The 14,134-nt window shown below is 65.7% G+C and carries 12 protein-coding genes; 9 read left to right on the top strand and 3 right to left on the bottom strand.

The window, feature by feature from the left end; translation table 11 throughout:
- The first annotated feature begins 171 nt into the window (after positions 1 to 171).
- Together V6Z91_RS00545 and V6Z91_RS00540 are read left to right on the top strand one after the other, a co-directional pair.
- A complete protein-coding gene (locus tag V6Z91_RS00545; protein WP_338765213.1) occupies positions 172 to 1,107 on the top strand; it encodes a nucleoside recognition domain-containing protein in 936 nt (311 codons plus the stop codon).
- A gap of 330 nt (positions 1,108 to 1,437) precedes the next feature.
- The gene (locus V6Z91_RS00540; protein ID WP_338765210.1) at positions 1,438 to 2,106 is read left to right on the top strand and encodes a PEP-CTERM sorting domain-containing protein; all 669 of its coding nucleotides are present in this window, start codon (positions 1,438 to 1,440) and stop codon (positions 2,104 to 2,106) included.
- A 255-nt stretch (positions 2,107 to 2,361) separates the two neighbouring features.
- On the opposite strand, the gene V6Z91_RS00535 is transcribed toward V6Z91_RS00540, so the two are convergent.
- The gene (locus V6Z91_RS00535) at positions 2,362 to 3,240 is read right to left on the bottom strand and encodes a LysR family transcriptional regulator (RefSeq protein WP_338765207.1); all 879 of its coding nucleotides are present in this window, start codon (positions 3,238 to 3,240) and stop codon (positions 2,362 to 2,364) included.
- Between the two features lie 109 nt (positions 3,241 to 3,349).
- Here V6Z91_RS00535 and V6Z91_RS00530 point away from each other — a divergent pair, with 109 nt between their 5' ends.
- The 7 genes from V6Z91_RS00530 (at position 3,350) to V6Z91_RS00500 (ending at position 9,723) form a co-directional block, all read left to right on the top strand.
- Positions 3,350 to 4,882 (top strand): acetyl-CoA hydrolase/transferase family protein, encoded by a 1,533-nt coding sequence (locus tag V6Z91_RS00530; protein WP_338765205.1) that lies wholly within the window; start codon positions 3,350 to 3,352, stop codon positions 4,880 to 4,882.
- 93 nt (positions 4,883 to 4,975) lie between these two features.
- Positions 4,976 to 5,299 (top strand): tail fiber protein, encoded by a 324-nt coding sequence (locus V6Z91_RS00525; protein ID WP_338765202.1) that lies wholly within the window; start codon positions 4,976 to 4,978, stop codon positions 5,297 to 5,299.
- Between the two features lie 146 nt (positions 5,300 to 5,445).
- The gene (locus V6Z91_RS00520) at positions 5,446 to 6,909 is read left to right on the top strand and encodes a catalase (protein ID WP_338765199.1); all 1,464 of its coding nucleotides are present in this window, start codon (positions 5,446 to 5,448) and stop codon (positions 6,907 to 6,909) included.
- A 171-nt stretch (positions 6,910 to 7,080) separates the two neighbouring features.
- Positions 7,081 to 8,205, top strand: a complete 1,125-nt coding sequence (locus tag V6Z91_RS00515; RefSeq protein WP_338765196.1) for a M14-type cytosolic carboxypeptidase — start codon at positions 7,081 to 7,083, stop codon at positions 8,203 to 8,205.
- Positions 8,205 to 8,669, top strand: a complete 465-nt coding sequence (locus V6Z91_RS00510; RefSeq protein WP_338765193.1) for a CYTH domain-containing protein — start codon at positions 8,205 to 8,207, stop codon at positions 8,667 to 8,669. The genes V6Z91_RS00515 and V6Z91_RS00510 overlap by 1 nt, the downstream gene beginning before the upstream one ends.
- A gap of 144 nt (positions 8,670 to 8,813) precedes the next feature.
- Positions 8,814 to 9,317: a hypothetical protein gene (locus tag V6Z91_RS00505; protein ID WP_338765190.1), complete on the top strand. Its 504-nt coding sequence runs from the start codon at positions 8,814 to 8,816 to the stop codon at positions 9,315 to 9,317.
- Positions 9,318 to 9,384: 67 nt separating this feature from the next.
- Positions 9,385 to 9,723, top strand: coding sequence for a hypothetical protein (locus V6Z91_RS00500; protein WP_338765188.1), 339 nt, complete (start codon positions 9,385 to 9,387; stop codon positions 9,721 to 9,723).
- Positions 9,724 to 9,783: 60 nt separating this feature from the next.
- Here the strand turns inward: V6Z91_RS00500 and V6Z91_RS00495 are convergent, their stop codons facing one another.
- The gene (locus V6Z91_RS00495) at positions 9,784 to 11,049 is read right to left on the bottom strand and encodes a DUF2863 family protein (protein WP_338765185.1); all 1,266 of its coding nucleotides are present in this window, start codon (positions 11,047 to 11,049) and stop codon (positions 9,784 to 9,786) included.
- Positions 11,050 to 11,370: 321 nt separating this feature from the next.
- Positions 11,371 to 14,082 carry an aconitate hydratase AcnA gene (gene acnA, locus V6Z91_RS00490; RefSeq protein WP_338765182.1) on the bottom strand — a complete coding sequence of 904 codons (2,712 nt, stop codon included), beginning with the start codon at positions 14,080 to 14,082 and terminating at the stop codon, positions 11,371 to 11,373.
- Positions 14,083 to 14,134: the final 52 nt, after the last annotated feature.

The following is a 14,134-nucleotide window of genomic DNA, read 5'->3' as shown; positions in this document are numbered from 1 at the left end:
TCCAGGCCGATGTCGGCGCCGCGTGAACCCTCACGCGCGACTGCCAGGTCGACGCCATGTATTGGCGGGGGGGTGAACGGCCGCACGCCGGATCACGCCATTACCGACGGCCTGTCGTTCCGCGTGTAACCGCGCCGCGGCCGGAGCGGACCGGCCGCGTACAATGGCGCCATGGAGCTCATCGACCTCGTACTGAAAGCCGGCCGTTCGGCCGTCGAACTGTCGCTGTTCGTGCTGCTGCCCATCATGGTCCTGATGCTGTGCGTGATGCGCCTGCTGGAAGCGCGCGGCGTGATGGACTGGGTGGTGGCAAGGCTGGCACCGGTACTGAGGCCGGTCGGCCTCACGGGCCTTTCCGTGTTCGCGGCCTTGCAGATCAGCTTCGTAAGCTTTGCCGCGCCGCTGGCCACGCTGGCGATGATGGAGCAGCGCGGCGTGTCGGACCGCCACCTCGCGGCCACGCTCGCGATGGTCTTCGCCATGGGCCAAGCCAACGTGATGTTTCCCATGGCGGCGCTGGACCTGCGGCTTGGCGCGGCGCTCGTGTTCTCGCTGGCCGGCGGACTGCTTGCCGCGGCCGCGACCTACCACGTCTTCGGCCGGAACCTGCCCGCCTTCGAAAAACCCTTCGATGAAACCGTGAAGCACCCGACCGCCGAGGATGGCAAGGGCGTGCTGGACGTGATCAACCGGGCCGGCGCGGAAGCATTCCGGATCGCGGTGGGCGTGATCCCGATGCTCGTGCTGTCGCTCGTCGCCATCACCTTCCTGCGCCAGCTCGGGCTGTTCGCCTGGCTCACCGGCCTGCTCGGGCCGCTCTTGCAGGCGGTTGCCATCGACCCGAACATGATCGTGCTGACGCTGACGAAAGCGCTGGCTGGCGGCACGGCGGTGCTCGGCCTGGTGGACGACATGCTGCGCGAAGGAGCCATCGGCACGCCCCTCGTCAACCAGAGCGCGGGATGGCTCGTCCACACGCTGGACGTACCTGGGTTCGCGATCCTCATCTCGGCGGGGAAGCGGGTAGCGAGGGTCGCCCGGCCCGCCGTGCTCGGCGCATGCGTGGGCATTGCGCTGCGTACCGTGGCGCACTTGGCGGTGGGGTAGCCCGGCAAGGCGCGACCGCTGCCGTAGCCATCGATTGCCGTCGGATCGCAGAAGCACTCGTCACGCGCGTCGAGAGTAGTTACTTCATTGATGAAAGTATTGTTTTATTTACATTTTTTGAATAGGCTGGCGTAGAATTGCTCGGCTCGGCTGTGATCGGTCCGGATCGCGGCGAGTACCCACATCTCATCAATGCACATGGAGCTATCTATGCGGTTTTCCGTTACTTTCGCGGCATGCGCGATCCTGGCGCTTGCATCCACATTGCCGGCGCACGCCGCATCCCGAATCGAAGCGAGTACTGCCTACAGTAACGTCCAGCTGAGCGTCGTGGACCTGACTCCCGGTGACGGCGTCGAGGCAGGTTACACGATCGTCCCGACGTCGTACACTTCCCTTGCCTCGTTTGCCGCGCTCGGCCCGAACGACGACGAGTTGATCCGCTACGACGAAGAAAGCAGGGCAGCACTTGGCCAGGCCGGCAGCACGGTGTTGTCCGAGGGGCAGGCCAGCACGTGGGCCCGGACCGATGGCAACCTGGGAAGCCTGCAGACGTATGCTTCCTACCCCGGCCCGTCGCCGGCCGGCCACCTGTACAGCAGCGGCATCCAGTACTTCCAGGTCGTCCTGGGCGCGCATAGCGAAGTGCGCCTGTCGGGCGACTATGCGCTGTCCATCCTGCGCGAAGGCGATGACCTGGGCACGCAGAGCGGCAGCGTGTCCATGCTCGCCTCGTTCTACGCCAACGGCACGACCGTCGAGGACCGGCAGTCCCTCCTGGTCTACCAGGAAGAGCCGGGCGCCCAACGGTCCGGCAGCTTCGACATCGGTTTCGCCAACGACAGCGACACGTCGACCACCGTTTACCTGTACATGACATCGGGCTCGAGCACATACGGCAACGAGCCGCTAGTGCCTGTGCCCGAGCCGGAGACCTATGCCATGTTCGGTGCCGGCCTGCTGTTGCTGGCTGCGCGTCGCAAATTCTTCCGCAAGTAAGCAGCACCGCGCGGTGGCCTCGGCGCGCTTCGCGCCGGGGCGCCAGGCCGCGCGAGCGGGACGAATGCCGCGCTAGCCCAGCACCTCGCCACACACGTCCAGCCAGGCCCGCGCAAGAGGGACGAATGCCGCGCTAGCCCAGCACCTCCCCACATACCTCCAGCCAGGCCCGCGCAAGAGGGACGAATGCCGCGCTAGCCCAGCACCTCCCCACATACCTCCAGCCAGGCCCGCGCAAGAGGGACGAATGCCGCGCTAGCCCAGCACCTCGCCACGCACGTCCAGCCAGGCCCGCGCGGCGTGCGACAGGTATCGCCCGCTCCACACGTGTGCCACCTGCCACGGCAGGTCGGGCTCCACGATCCGCACCGCGTGCAGCGCCTCGTCGGCCAGCCGGTCGATGAAAGGTTCCGGCAGCAGCGCCACGCCGATGCCGGCCGAGGCCATCTCCACCAGCCAATCCCATTGGCCGCTTTGCGCCGCCACGACAGGCTCGAATCCCGCCTGGGCGAAAGCGCGGCGCAGGGAACGGGTCAGCGCGAAATCGTCGGTGAGCATCACCAGCGGCAAGTCCTTCAGTGCCGCCAGCTTCAGCGTGCGCCGCTGGCGCTGGAAGGTACCGTGCGCGGCCAGTGCCCACATCGGGTAGCTGGCCACCGGCAGCGTTTCGACCGGCAGGCTGGGCTCGGCCGGCAACACCGTCATCCCGATTTCCAGTTCTCCGGAAGCGACCAGCCGTTCCACGTCCTGCCCGGTGACTTCGCGCAGCACCAGCCGGATATCGGGGTGGCGCTCGCGGAACGCTTTCAGCACGGGCGTGAACAGCAGGTTGATCATCGGCGGAATGCCGACCGTGAGCGTGCCGCGGCGCACGGCCTGGATATCGCGCACCTCGGCCGCCAGCGTGCGCATGGTCGCCAGCATTTCCTGGCCGCGCTCGTAGACCACGCGGCCGGTATCCGTCAGGCCCAGGCGGCGGCCGTCGCGCACGAACAGCGGCGTGCCCAGCTCTTCCTCGAGCTGGTGCACCATCTTGCTGATCGTCGATTGCGTCACGTGCAGCAGTTCGGCCGCCTGGGTGAAGCTGGAGAGGCGCGCGGTTTCGATGAAGTAGCGCAGGGAGCGGATATCCATGCTGCGAGTCCCATGAATTTTTCGAATGGAAGCGGTGAATATAAGTCATATTCCCCATGAATAGCGATTCTATACTGCCCTCATTCGATCAAGAATAGTGGAGGACAGGATGGTGGAGAACGAGGCGAAGAACAGCGCGGCCGATACCGATGTGAGCGCACGGATCCGCCGCGCCGAACTGCTGGCCCGCATCCAGCCCGCCGGGCGGGCCGCGCGCCTCTTCAAGCCCGGCATGACGGTCGGCATGAGCGGCTTCACGAAAGCGGGCGACGCGAAGGCATTGCCGCGCGCGCTGGTGGAGCGGGCGCGCGAACAGCCGCTCGATCTCACCCTGATCACCGGCGCCTCGCTGGGCAACGACAGCGACGGCCTGATGGCCAATGCCGGCGTGATCGCGCGCCGGCTGCCGTTCCAGGCCGACGCCTCGCTGCGCCGCAAGATCAATACGGGCGAGGTGATGTTCATCGACCAGCACCTGTCGGAGACGGCCGAACAGCTGCGCAGCGGCGCGCTGCCGCGCATCGACATTGCCGTTATCGAAGCCTGCGCGATCCGCGAGGATGGGGCCATCGTGCCCACCATGGCCGTGGGGAACAGCGCCAGCTTCGTGCAGAGTGCCCGGCAGGTGATCGTGGAACTGAACCTGGCCGCGCCGGCGGCGCTGGAAGGGCTGCACGACATCTACGTGCCGCGCCCGCGCCCGGAGCGCGAGCCGATCCCGCTCACGCATCCAGGCCAGCGCATCGGTTCCACCGCGATCGCGCTCGACCCGGAACGCATCGCCGCGATCGTGGTCACCGACAGCCCGGACAGCCCATCCTCGGTGCTGCCGCCGGATGCCGGAACCGATGCGATCGCGCGCCACGTGATAGCTTTCCTCGAAGGCGAAGTGGAGGCGGGCCGCATGACGCCTGAACTGCTGCCCCTGCAGGCCGGCATCGGCACCATCGCCAACGCGGTGCTGCACGGGCTCACGCAATCGTCGTTCCGCAACCTGTCGATGTATTCCGAAGTGCTCCAGGACAGCGCGATCGCCCTGCTCGAATCCGGCCAGCTGGCGCTGGCGTCGGCATCGTCGATCACGCTCTCGGGGCCGATGCACGAGCGTTTCCTCGCCAACCTGGAGCGCTACCGCGACCGCATCGTGCTGCGGCCGCAGGAGATCAGCAACCACCCCGAGATCGTGCGCCGGCTCGGCATCATCGGCCTGAACACGGCGCTGGAGTTCGACATCTACGGCAACGTGAACTCCACCCACGTTGGCGGCACGAACATGATGAACGGTATCGGCGGCTCGGGCGACTTCGCCCGCAACGGCGAGCTGGCGATCTTCGTCAGCAAGTCCGAGGCGAAGGATGGCGCGATCTCCAGCGTGGTGCCGATGGTGGCGCACGTGGACCACACCGAACACGACGTGGACGTGCTGGTGACCGAATGGGGCCTGGCGGACCTGCGCGGGCTGGCGCCGCGCGAACGCGCGCCGCGGATCATCGAGAAGTGCGCACACCCGGATTACCGGCCGCTCTTGCGCGACTACTACGAACGCGCGCTGCTGCGCGGCGGGCAGACGCCGCACGTGCTGGAAGAAGCGCTGTCGTGGCATGAAAGGTATCGGACCGGCAGGCACATGCGGGCCGGATGAGCGCCCCGCGCGTGGTGACATAAGCACGACAAACGATTACGCCTGCCGGCAAGCCTTCATGTGACCATGCTTGCTTTCCAACCAGGGGGAAGCATGGAAGTTTATCTCGGACAGGTCATCGTTTGGCCCGGCAGCTGGATCCCGAAAGGCTTTGCTGCCTGCGACGGCAGGCTGCTGCCGATCAATCAGCACCAGGCACTCTTCTCGCTGCTGGGGACGACCTACGGCGGCGACGGCAAATCCACTTTCGCGCTGCCGAACCTGGCGCCTGTCGTCTCGCGCAAGCCGAAGGGCGAAGGCTTCGGCATCACCGAGCGCGATGCCGCCGGTTTCGACCGGGTGGGCATCGACAAGGGCAGCCAGCCGGGGGCACGCTATCTCATCGCCATGTACGGCGAGTATCCGCCGCACCCGTGACATCCTTGCAACAGCGCCCCGGGTGCTTGGGGGATAGGCAGCTCTTCCATTGGAAATAGCTATGACATTGATTTAATCAATTAGCTTTTCCAATGCTGAGTGGGCACGTAGAATTTCCCTACGTTCACACCACCGAGGAGCCAAACATGAGCCAGCCGCCAATCACTACCGCATCGGGCATTCCGGTCGCCGACAACCAGAACTCGGCCAGCGCCGGCGCACGTGGCCCGCTGTTGCTGCAGGACTTCCACCTGATCGAGAAGCTGCAGCACTTCAACCGTGAGCGCATTCCCGAGCGCGTCGTCCACGCCAAGGGCTCCGGCGCCTACGGCACGTTCACGGTCACGCACGACATCACGCGATTCACGAAGGCCAGGCTGTTCTCGGCCATCGGCAAACAGACCGAGACGTTCCTGCGCTTCTCGACCGTGGGCGGCGAGAAGGGCAGCGCCGACACCGAGCGCGATCCACGCGGCTTCGCGGTGCGCTTCTATACCGAGGAAGGCAACTGGGACCTGGTGGGCAACAACACGCCCGTGTTCTTCCTGAAGGATGGCATCAAGTTCCCCGACTTCATCCACACGCAGAAGCGCGACCCGCAAACGAACCTGAAGTCGGCCACGATGATGTTCGACTTCTGGAGCAAGGCGCCGGAAAGCCTGCACCAGGTGACCACGCTGTTCTCCAGCCGCGGCACGCCGGACGGCTACCGCCACATGCACGGCTTCGGCAGCCACACCTACAGCCTGATCAACGATGCGGGCGAGCGCGTGTACGTGAAGTGGCACTTCCTGACGCAGCAGGGCATCAAGAACCTGACCGCGGCCGATGCCGTGCGGATCGCCGGCGAAGACCCGGACTACGCACAGCGCGACCTGTTCAACGCCATTGCACGGGGCGAGTTCCCGCGCTGGACCGTGTCGATCCAGGTGGCGACCGAAGCGGAACTGGCCGCATGGGAGCAGCGCACCGGCTGGAACCCGTTCGACCTGACGAAAGTCTGGCCGCATGGCGACTTCCCGCTGCGGCAGGTGGGAGTGCTGGAACTGAACCGCAACCCGCTCAACTACCACGCCGAAGTGGAGCAGGCCGCGCTGTCGCCCGCGAACGTGGTGCCGGGCATGGGCTACTCGCCGGACAAGATGCTGCAGGCCCGCCTGTTCGCCTACCACGACGCGCAGCTGTACCGCGTGGGCACGAACCACCAGTACCTGCCGGTGAACGCTCCGCGCTGCCCGGTGCACAACCAGCAACGCGACGGCGCCATGGCCTTCGCCAACGGCGGCGCCGAGCAGAATTATCACACGGTGCAGGCTGGCGGCTCGGGCGTGCAGGGCCTGGGGCACGGCGAACCGGCCCTGGCGCTGAGCGGCCCGGCCGGCATCTACGACCCGCGCGGCACGGATGACGACTACACGCAGGCAGGCAACCTGTTCCGCGTGCTGGACGCTGCCGAGCAGCAGAACCTGTTCGACAACCTGGCCGGCCCGCTGTCGCAGGTGTCCGACGAGATCATCGCCCGCCAGCTGGGGCATTTCGACAAGGCGGACAAGGCCTATGGCGCCGGTGTGCGCGCGGCGCTGAAGAAGCGGGGGCGCAACGTCGACTGATCCAGCGCGGCTGGTTCGGTCGAGGAAAACCGGTGTCGGACCTCAGGCTTTGCCTGGATGTCCGACACCAGCGGATCGGGCGCCTCGACAAGGCGGGCCAGGTGGCCCGCCTTTTGCGTTAACGCCCCAAACCAAGGACAATAACGCCATCCAAACCCAACGGATTCCACAATGACCATCAAAATCAGTCAGAACTTCGACTCCGGCGCGATCGACGTCGTGAGCGCGGAGGATCCCGCCAACATCGAGCTGAAGCTGCGCAGCGATTCGCATGCCGACATCCATCAGTGGTTCCACTTCCGGGTGCAGGGCGCGCGCGGTACGGGGCTCGTGCTGCGCTTCCTGAACGCCGGCCAGGCAACCTATGCCAAGGGCTTCGAGGACTACAACGCGGTGGCCAGCTACGATGGCGAGAACTGGTTCCGGGTGCCGACCTCGTTCGATGGCGAAGTGATGACGATCCGGCACACGCCGGACCTGGACAGCGTGTACTACGCCTACTTCGAGCCGTACTCGTGGGACCGCCACCTGCGCCTCCTGGGCGAAGTGGCCGAGAATCCGGTGGCGCGCGTGCTCGACCTGGGTTCTTCCGTCGACGGGCGCGACATGAACCTGGTGGTGATCGGCGACCAGCAGGCGGAAAAGAAGATCTGGTTCATCGCCCGCCAGCATCCGGGCGAATCGATGGCCGAATGGTTCATCGAGGGTTTGATCGATGCGCTGCTGGACGATGCCAATCCCATCGCCCGCAAACTGCTGCAACGCTGTGTGTTCTACATCGTGCCGAACATGAACCCGGACGGTTCGGTGCGCGGCAACCTGCGCACGAACGCGGCCGGCGCCAACCTGAACCGCGAGTGGATGACGCCGACGCAGGAGCGTTCGCCGGAAGTGCTGTGCGTGCGGCAGAAGATCCACGAAACGGGCGTGGACATGTTCTTCGACATCCATGGCGACGAGGCGCTGCCGTACAACTTCGTCGCCGGCAACGAGATGCTGGAAACCTTCACGCCGGAGCAGGCCGCCGCGCAGAAGGCCTTCATCGAGCGCTACAAGAATGCCAGCCCGGACTTCCAGGACGCGGTGGGCTATCCGATCAGCAAGTACAAGGCGGATGTGCTGACCCTGGCCTCGAAATACATCGGCCACCACTTCGGCTGCCTGTCGCTGACGCTGGAAATGCCGTTCAAGGACAACGCCGACCTGCCCGTGCCGCACATGGGCTGGAACGGCGCGCGCAGCGCCGCGCTGGGCGCCGCGATCCTGCAACCGATCCTGCTGTCACTGGACGACTGATGGGCATCGAGATCGAACGCAAGTTCCTGGTACTGGGGGACGGCTGGCTGAAGGAGGGCGAGCCCGTGTTGTTGCGCCAGGGGTACCTGTCCTCGCATCCGGAGCGCGTGGTCCGGGTGCGGATAGAGGGCGACCATGCCGTCATGACGATCAAGAGCAAGGCCGTGGGCGTGTCGCGCGGAGAGTGGGAGTATCCGCTGCCGATGGCCGACGCGATGGAATTCCTCGACCGGCTGTGCGAGCAGCCGATCATCGAGAAGTACCGGCGCCGCATCGCGCATGCCGGCTTCGTGTGGGAGGTCGACGAGTTCCTCGGCGTGAACGCGGGCCTGGTCGTGGCGGAGATCGAGTTGCCTTCGGAAGATACGGTGTTCGACAAGCCGGACTGGGTGGGCGAAGAGGTCACGCACGACAAGCGCTACCTGAACTCGAACCTGATCGGTCATCCGTACAAGGACTGGTAGGGCTTACTGTCGGGGCAGGTAGGAGCCTTCCGACCCCGTGACGGTGTCGGCTCCGATGCTGCGCGCATGGCGAAGGGGCTACTCTGGTTGTCCACGGTCCTTCGTGACCGCTGAACCAGATCGGACCTCAACAGGAGCTCTACCATGCGCAAAACCTTGATCGCAGCAGTCCTTGCAACGATGGCCACCGTCGCCTATGCCCAGACCGGCGCGGGCAGCAGCACCTCGACCGACCCGCAGCGCACGTCGGGCGCTTCGTCGAACAACGCCACCTCCGGCAGCTCGTCGTCGGACCAGCAGTCCACCAAGAAATCCAAGCGCAACAAGCAGTCGGGCTCCAGCTCCGGCTCGCAACAAAGTGGTTCGTCCGGAAGCTCCTCGGGCGGCATGTCGGGCGGCACCTCGGGCGGCACGTCGGGGAGTGGTGCTTCCGGCACGTCCGGTGCCGGCGGTGCTTCGGGGACCGGCGGCTCGTCCGGCACCGGCACTTCGGGGGGCAGCGGTTCCTCCGGCACCGGCACTTCGGGTGGCAGCGGTTCCTCCGGCACCAGCGGCTCGTCGGGCATGAGCGGCGGTACCGGGACGGGCAGCAGCAGCGGTTCCACGTCGGGTTCGCAAAACAGCTCGTCCGGCAGCACCGGTCGCTGATGCGGCGGCGCCGGCCAACAGACCAGGAGGCACTATGCGACGGAACTTCATCATATTGGGACTCTTCATGGCCGCACTGGCCGGCACCGCGCACGCGCAGTCGACTGTCGGCGACGCGCTGAAGAACAAGCCGGGCAGCGTCGGCCTGCAGGATACCGCCGCCAATAGCAGCGGCACGGACAGCAAGGATGGCCGCGCGCAATCCACGGGCACGGCGCCGAAAACGAGCGACAAGACGCGCCCCGTCCCCGGCAAGGATCCCGCACCGCTGGGCAGTACCGCGAACCGGGCAGGGCGGGACAAGGCCGCGGCGGACGATACGTCCGGCCATGGCACCGCGCATACCGACAGCCGCAAGTCCAGCAACGGCAAGCAGACCACGGGCAACAGCAACCTGACACACTGATCCGGCCTGAACGAAAAAAAACCTCGCGCGATGCGAGGTTTTTTCATTTGGCGTTGCCGGTCAGTGGAAGTGCTCGGTGCCGGCCGGCGCGTCTTCCGGCATTTCAGCATGCACCAGTTCGCCGGCAGGGTCGGCGAACAGCGGGGCGCCGCAATCGTCGCAGTACTCGGCCACGTAGCGCTCCGACAGTTTCTTGACGACGGAAACGCCCGCGGCACCCAGGTGCTCGACGATTTCCTCGACTGGCGTGCGCGGCTGCAGCAGGTTGGCCAGGCCGCCCGCCAGCGGGCCTTCCGGCGGCGTGCCTTCCTCGTCTTCCTGGCCGTACAGCGGCCACACGACCCCGTAGATCACATCGGTATCCGAACGGCGCGTGAACGCCACGCGGTATTCGTCGATCTGGCCGTCGGCCGATTCCTCGCCGAAGCCGGCGATCACGGCACGCAGGTCGGATGGCTCGCAGGCCAGCGTATGCGTGAGGTAGTGCACGGCGGCGCGGATCGAGACAGGGCGGATCAGCTTGTCCGCCTCGCGGCAAGCCATGTAATACGCTTCCGGCAGCAGCAGCTCGATGCCGCAGCCCGGCAGCAGGCGCGCCACGGTCGGCGTGGCCTGCGTGCGCCACGCGTCCAGCGCGTTGCGGCGCTCGTCCGCCTGGTGCAGGTGGGCGGCCGGCATCTGCCAGCGGAACATCGGGCCGCCGGCGGGCGCAACGATCGCCACGATCAGGTAGCGCGTATCGGCCAGGAACGGCGCCGTCTCGGGCGGCTTCACGTCCGTCTTCACGGCCACGCCCTTCACGGCGGCCTGGGCCAGCTTGTGCATCTTGGCATAGGTTTCGGCGTGCGTGCGCGGCAGCTGGTCGATCGAGAACAGGTTCGACGCCATGGCCATCTTCGTGCCATCGGCCAGCAGGTGGGCGGAGAAGTGGGCGGAGAGGGTGTTCAGGATGTCGGCCGGGACGGGGCCGGAAGCGATCGAATAACGCGTCCATGCCAGAATCGGCGCGGCCACGAGCAGCACGTCGTACTGGACCGGCGCGCCGTCGGTCTCGACCGTGATGGTGGCCGATTCGCTGACGGCTTCCACGCTGTCCATCAGCACGTCGTAGGCGGCCAGGTCGACCGCGAACAGGCTGTTCAGCGCGGCGTCGACGGTGTCCTGGTGGCTCGTCTTCAGGAGCTTGGTCAGCTGCACGTCCAGCGCACGCTCCCAGCTGCGCTCCTCGATACGGCTGCCCGCCTGGCCCACGGCCTGGGCAAGAGTGGAAAGGCGCTGGCTGTCGGCAGACAATTTTTGGGATGAATCTTTGGATGGGCGACGCATAGCGCTAGCAATCTCGGTAGTGGTGAAAAACTTATCAGACGTATTGTAGTTGATTCGCCGGGGGCTGTCCGACACTCCCGAACGGATGAGCAGGCGCATGCCTGGTGTCGTACATCATTCATGGTGTACGACACCAGTTTTCCCGTGAGGCATCTACCCTGCAGCGAGGGAAACCCGGCTGCCCGGCCCTCATGCACGGGATGCCTGCGGAGAAATCCGGTGTCGCACACCGATGAACCCGGTGTCCGACACCCGCGGATCTGCGGCCAACAATAAAAAACGCCGGGCGAACCCGGCGTTTTGGAGCGAAGCAGCTGGAGCTTAAGCAGCCAGCAGCTGGCGCAGCACGAACGGCAGGATGCCGCCATGCTTGTAGTAGTCGACTTCGATCGGCGTGTCGATGCGCAGCAGCACTTTCACTTCCTGCTTCGAGCCGTCTTCGCGGTTGATCACCAGGGTGGCCAGTTGCTGCGGCTTGATCTCGCCTTCCAGGCCGATCAGGTCGTAGGTTTCCTTGCCGGTGATGCCCAGCGATTCCACGCTGTCGTTGCCGATGAATTGCAGCGGCAGCACGCCCATGCCCACCAGGTTCGAGCGGTGGATACGCTCGAAGGAACGGGTGATCACGGCCTTCACGCCCAGCAGCTGGGTGCCCTTCGCGGCCCAGTCGCGCGACGAGCCGGTGCCGTATTCTTCACCGCCGAAGATCATGGTCGGGGTGCCGTCGGCGACGTATTTCATGGCGGCGTCGTAGATCGACATCTGTTCGCCGGTCGGCTGGTGAATCGTGATGCCGCCTTCCACCGCGGAACCGTCGGCCTTCGGCGGGATCATCTTGTTCTTGATGCGCACGTTGGCGAAGGTGCCGCGCATCATGATCTCGTGGTTGCCGCGGCGCGAGCCATAGGAGTTGAAGTCGGCCTTCGATACGCCGTGTTCCTTCAGCCACTTGCCTGCCGGGCCGTCTTCCTTGATCGAGCCGGCCGGGGAGATGTGGTCGGTCGTGATCGAGTCGCCGAACACGCCCAGCGCGCGGGCGCCGGTGATGTTGGCGTTATCCGACGATTTCGGCTGCATCTCGAAGCCTTCGAAGAACGGCGGCTCGGCGATGTAGGTCGATTCCGGCCAGTTGTACACCTGGCCTTCGACGGACGACACGGCTTCCCACAGCTTGCCCGGGTTGCTCTTCACCTGGGCGTAGTTGGCCTTGAACACTTCCGAGTTCATCGCGAACTTCATCAGGCCTTCGATCTCGGCCGAGGTCGGCCAGATGTCGCCCAGGTACACGTCGCGGCCGCCCGTGCCCTTGCCCACCGGCTCGGTCATCAGGTCGCGCGTCACGTTGCCGGCGATCGCGTAGGCGACGACCAGCGGCGGCGAAGCCAGGAAGTTGGCGCGGATGTTCGGGTGGATACGCGCTTCGAAGTTGCGGTTGCCGGACAGCACGGCGGCGGCCACGATATCGTTGCTCGTGATGGCGGCGTTCAGTTCCGGCGTCAGGTCGCCCGCGTTACCGATGCAGGTGGTGCAGCCGTAGGCGGTCACGCCGAAGCCCAGCTTGTCCAGGTACGGCAAGAGGCCTGCCGCTTCCAGGTACTCGGTCACCACGCGCGAGCCGGGGGCCAGCGAGGACTTGATGTGCGGTGCCACGGTCAGGCCGGCTTCGACAGCCTTCTTGGCCAGCAGGCCGGCGGCAAGCAGCACGCTCGGGTTCGACGTGTTGGTGCACGAGGTGATGGCGGCGATCAGAATGTCGCCGTTCTTCACCTGCACGCCGTTGGTCGTTTCGTAGGTGGCGGTCAGGTCTGCCGGGTTCTTGTTGAAGCCGTTCTGCGTGGTCGGCTTGGAGAACAGGTCGGTGAAGGTGGCCTTCACGTTGCCGATCTCGATACGGTCCTGCGGGCGCTTCGGGCCGGCCAGCGACGGGGTCACCGTGGCCAGGTCCAGGTGCAGTTCGCGGGTGTAGTCGATTTCGCCGGCGCGGGGCACGCCGTACATGTTCTGGGCCTTGAAGTAGGCCTGGAACGCGTCGATTTCCTCGCGCGTGCGGCCGGTGCCTTCGAAGTATTCGATGGTCTTGTCGTCGACCGGGAAGAAGCCCATCGTGGCGCCGTATTCCGGTGCCATGTTGCCGATGGTGGCGCGGTCCGTCACGGACAGCGACGCGGTACCTTCGCCGAAGAACTCGACGAACTTGCCCACGACCTTCTCTTTACGCAGCATCTCGGTGATCGTCAGCACCAGGTCGGTCGCCGTGCAGCCTTCGCGCAGCTGGCCGGTCAGGTTCACGCCGATCACGTCCGGCGTCAGGAAGTACACGGGCTGGCCCAGCATGCCGGCTTCCGCCTCGATGCCGCCCACGCCCCAGCCCACCACGCCGATACCGTTGATCATGGTGGTGTGGGAGTCGGTACCCACCAGCGAGTCCGGGTAGTACACGCCATCGGCGTTGTGCACGCCGCGTGCCAGGTATTCCAGGTTCACCTGGTGGACGATGCCGAAGCCCGGCGGCACCACGCCGAACGTGTCGAAGGCCTGCATGCCCCACTTCATGAACTGGTAGCGCTCGTTATTGCGCTGGAATTCCAGCTTCATGTTCAGGTCCAGCGCCTTCGGCTCGCGGAAGTGGTCGATCGTGACCGAGTGGTCGACAACCAGGTCGACCGGCACCAGCGGTTCGATCTTCTTCGGGTTCGCGCCCTGCTTGTAGGCGACGTTGCGCATGGCGGCCAGGTCGGCCAGCAGCGGCACGCCGGTGAAGTCCTGCAGCACCACGCGGGCCACCACGAACGGGATCTCGTCGGTGCGTTCGCCGGTCGGCGCCCAATTGGCCAGCTGCTTCACGTGCTCTTCGGTCACCTTCTTGCCGTCGCAGTTGCGCAGCACGGATTCCAGCACCACGCGGATCGACACCGGCAGGCGGGAGATCTTGGCGCCCAGGGCCTGTTCCAGCGCGGGCAGGGAGTACAGTTTGCCCTTGGTCTTGCCGGAAATCGGGAATTCCTTGAGCGTGTTGAATGTGTTACTTGACATGACCTCTCCTTCAGGTGGGCGTCTTTATTGATCGAGGGTGTTGCTATAACAG

Origin of the sequence: Massilia sp. METH4, from assembly GCF_037094685.1 — a bacterium.
In the GTDB taxonomy this organism is placed as follows: Bacteria; Pseudomonadota; Gammaproteobacteria; order Burkholderiales; family Burkholderiaceae_D; genus Rugamonas.
The sequence above is the reverse complement of the archived record's forward strand: the minus strand, read 5'-3'. Positions and strand labels throughout refer to the sequence as shown.

Coding starts and splice junctions, on each gene's coding strand:
- V6Z91_RS00545 (WP_338765213.1), top strand. CDS start 172: ATGGAGCTCATCGACCTCGTACTGAAAGCCGGCCGTTCGGCCGTCGAA.
- V6Z91_RS00535 (WP_338765207.1), bottom strand. CDS start 3,240: ATGGATATCCGCTCCCTGCGCTACTTCATCGAAACCGCGCGCCTCTCC.
- V6Z91_RS00530 (WP_338765205.1), top strand. CDS start 3,350: ATGGTGGAGAACGAGGCGAAGAACAGCGCGGCCGATACCGATGTGAGC.
- V6Z91_RS00525 (WP_338765202.1), top strand. CDS start 4,976: ATGGAAGTTTATCTCGGACAGGTCATCGTTTGGCCCGGCAGCTGGATC.
- V6Z91_RS00520 (WP_338765199.1), top strand. CDS start 5,446: ATGAGCCAGCCGCCAATCACTACCGCATCGGGCATTCCGGTCGCCGAC.
- V6Z91_RS00515 (WP_338765196.1), top strand. CDS start 7,081: ATGACCATCAAAATCAGTCAGAACTTCGACTCCGGCGCGATCGACGTC.
- V6Z91_RS00510 (WP_338765193.1), top strand. CDS start 8,205: ATGGGCATCGAGATCGAACGCAAGTTCCTGGTACTGGGGGACGGCTGG.
- V6Z91_RS00505 (WP_338765190.1), top strand. CDS start 8,814: ATGCGCAAAACCTTGATCGCAGCAGTCCTTGCAACGATGGCCACCGTC.
- V6Z91_RS00500 (WP_338765188.1), top strand. CDS start 9,385: ATGGCCGCACTGGCCGGCACCGCGCACGCGCAGTCGACTGTCGGCGAC.
- V6Z91_RS00495 (WP_338765185.1), bottom strand. CDS start 11,049: ATGCGTCGCCCATCCAAAGATTCATCCCAAAAATTGTCTGCCGACAGC.
- acnA (WP_338765182.1), bottom strand. CDS start 14,082: ATGTCAAGTAACACATTCAACACGCTCAAGGAATTCCCGATTTCCGGC.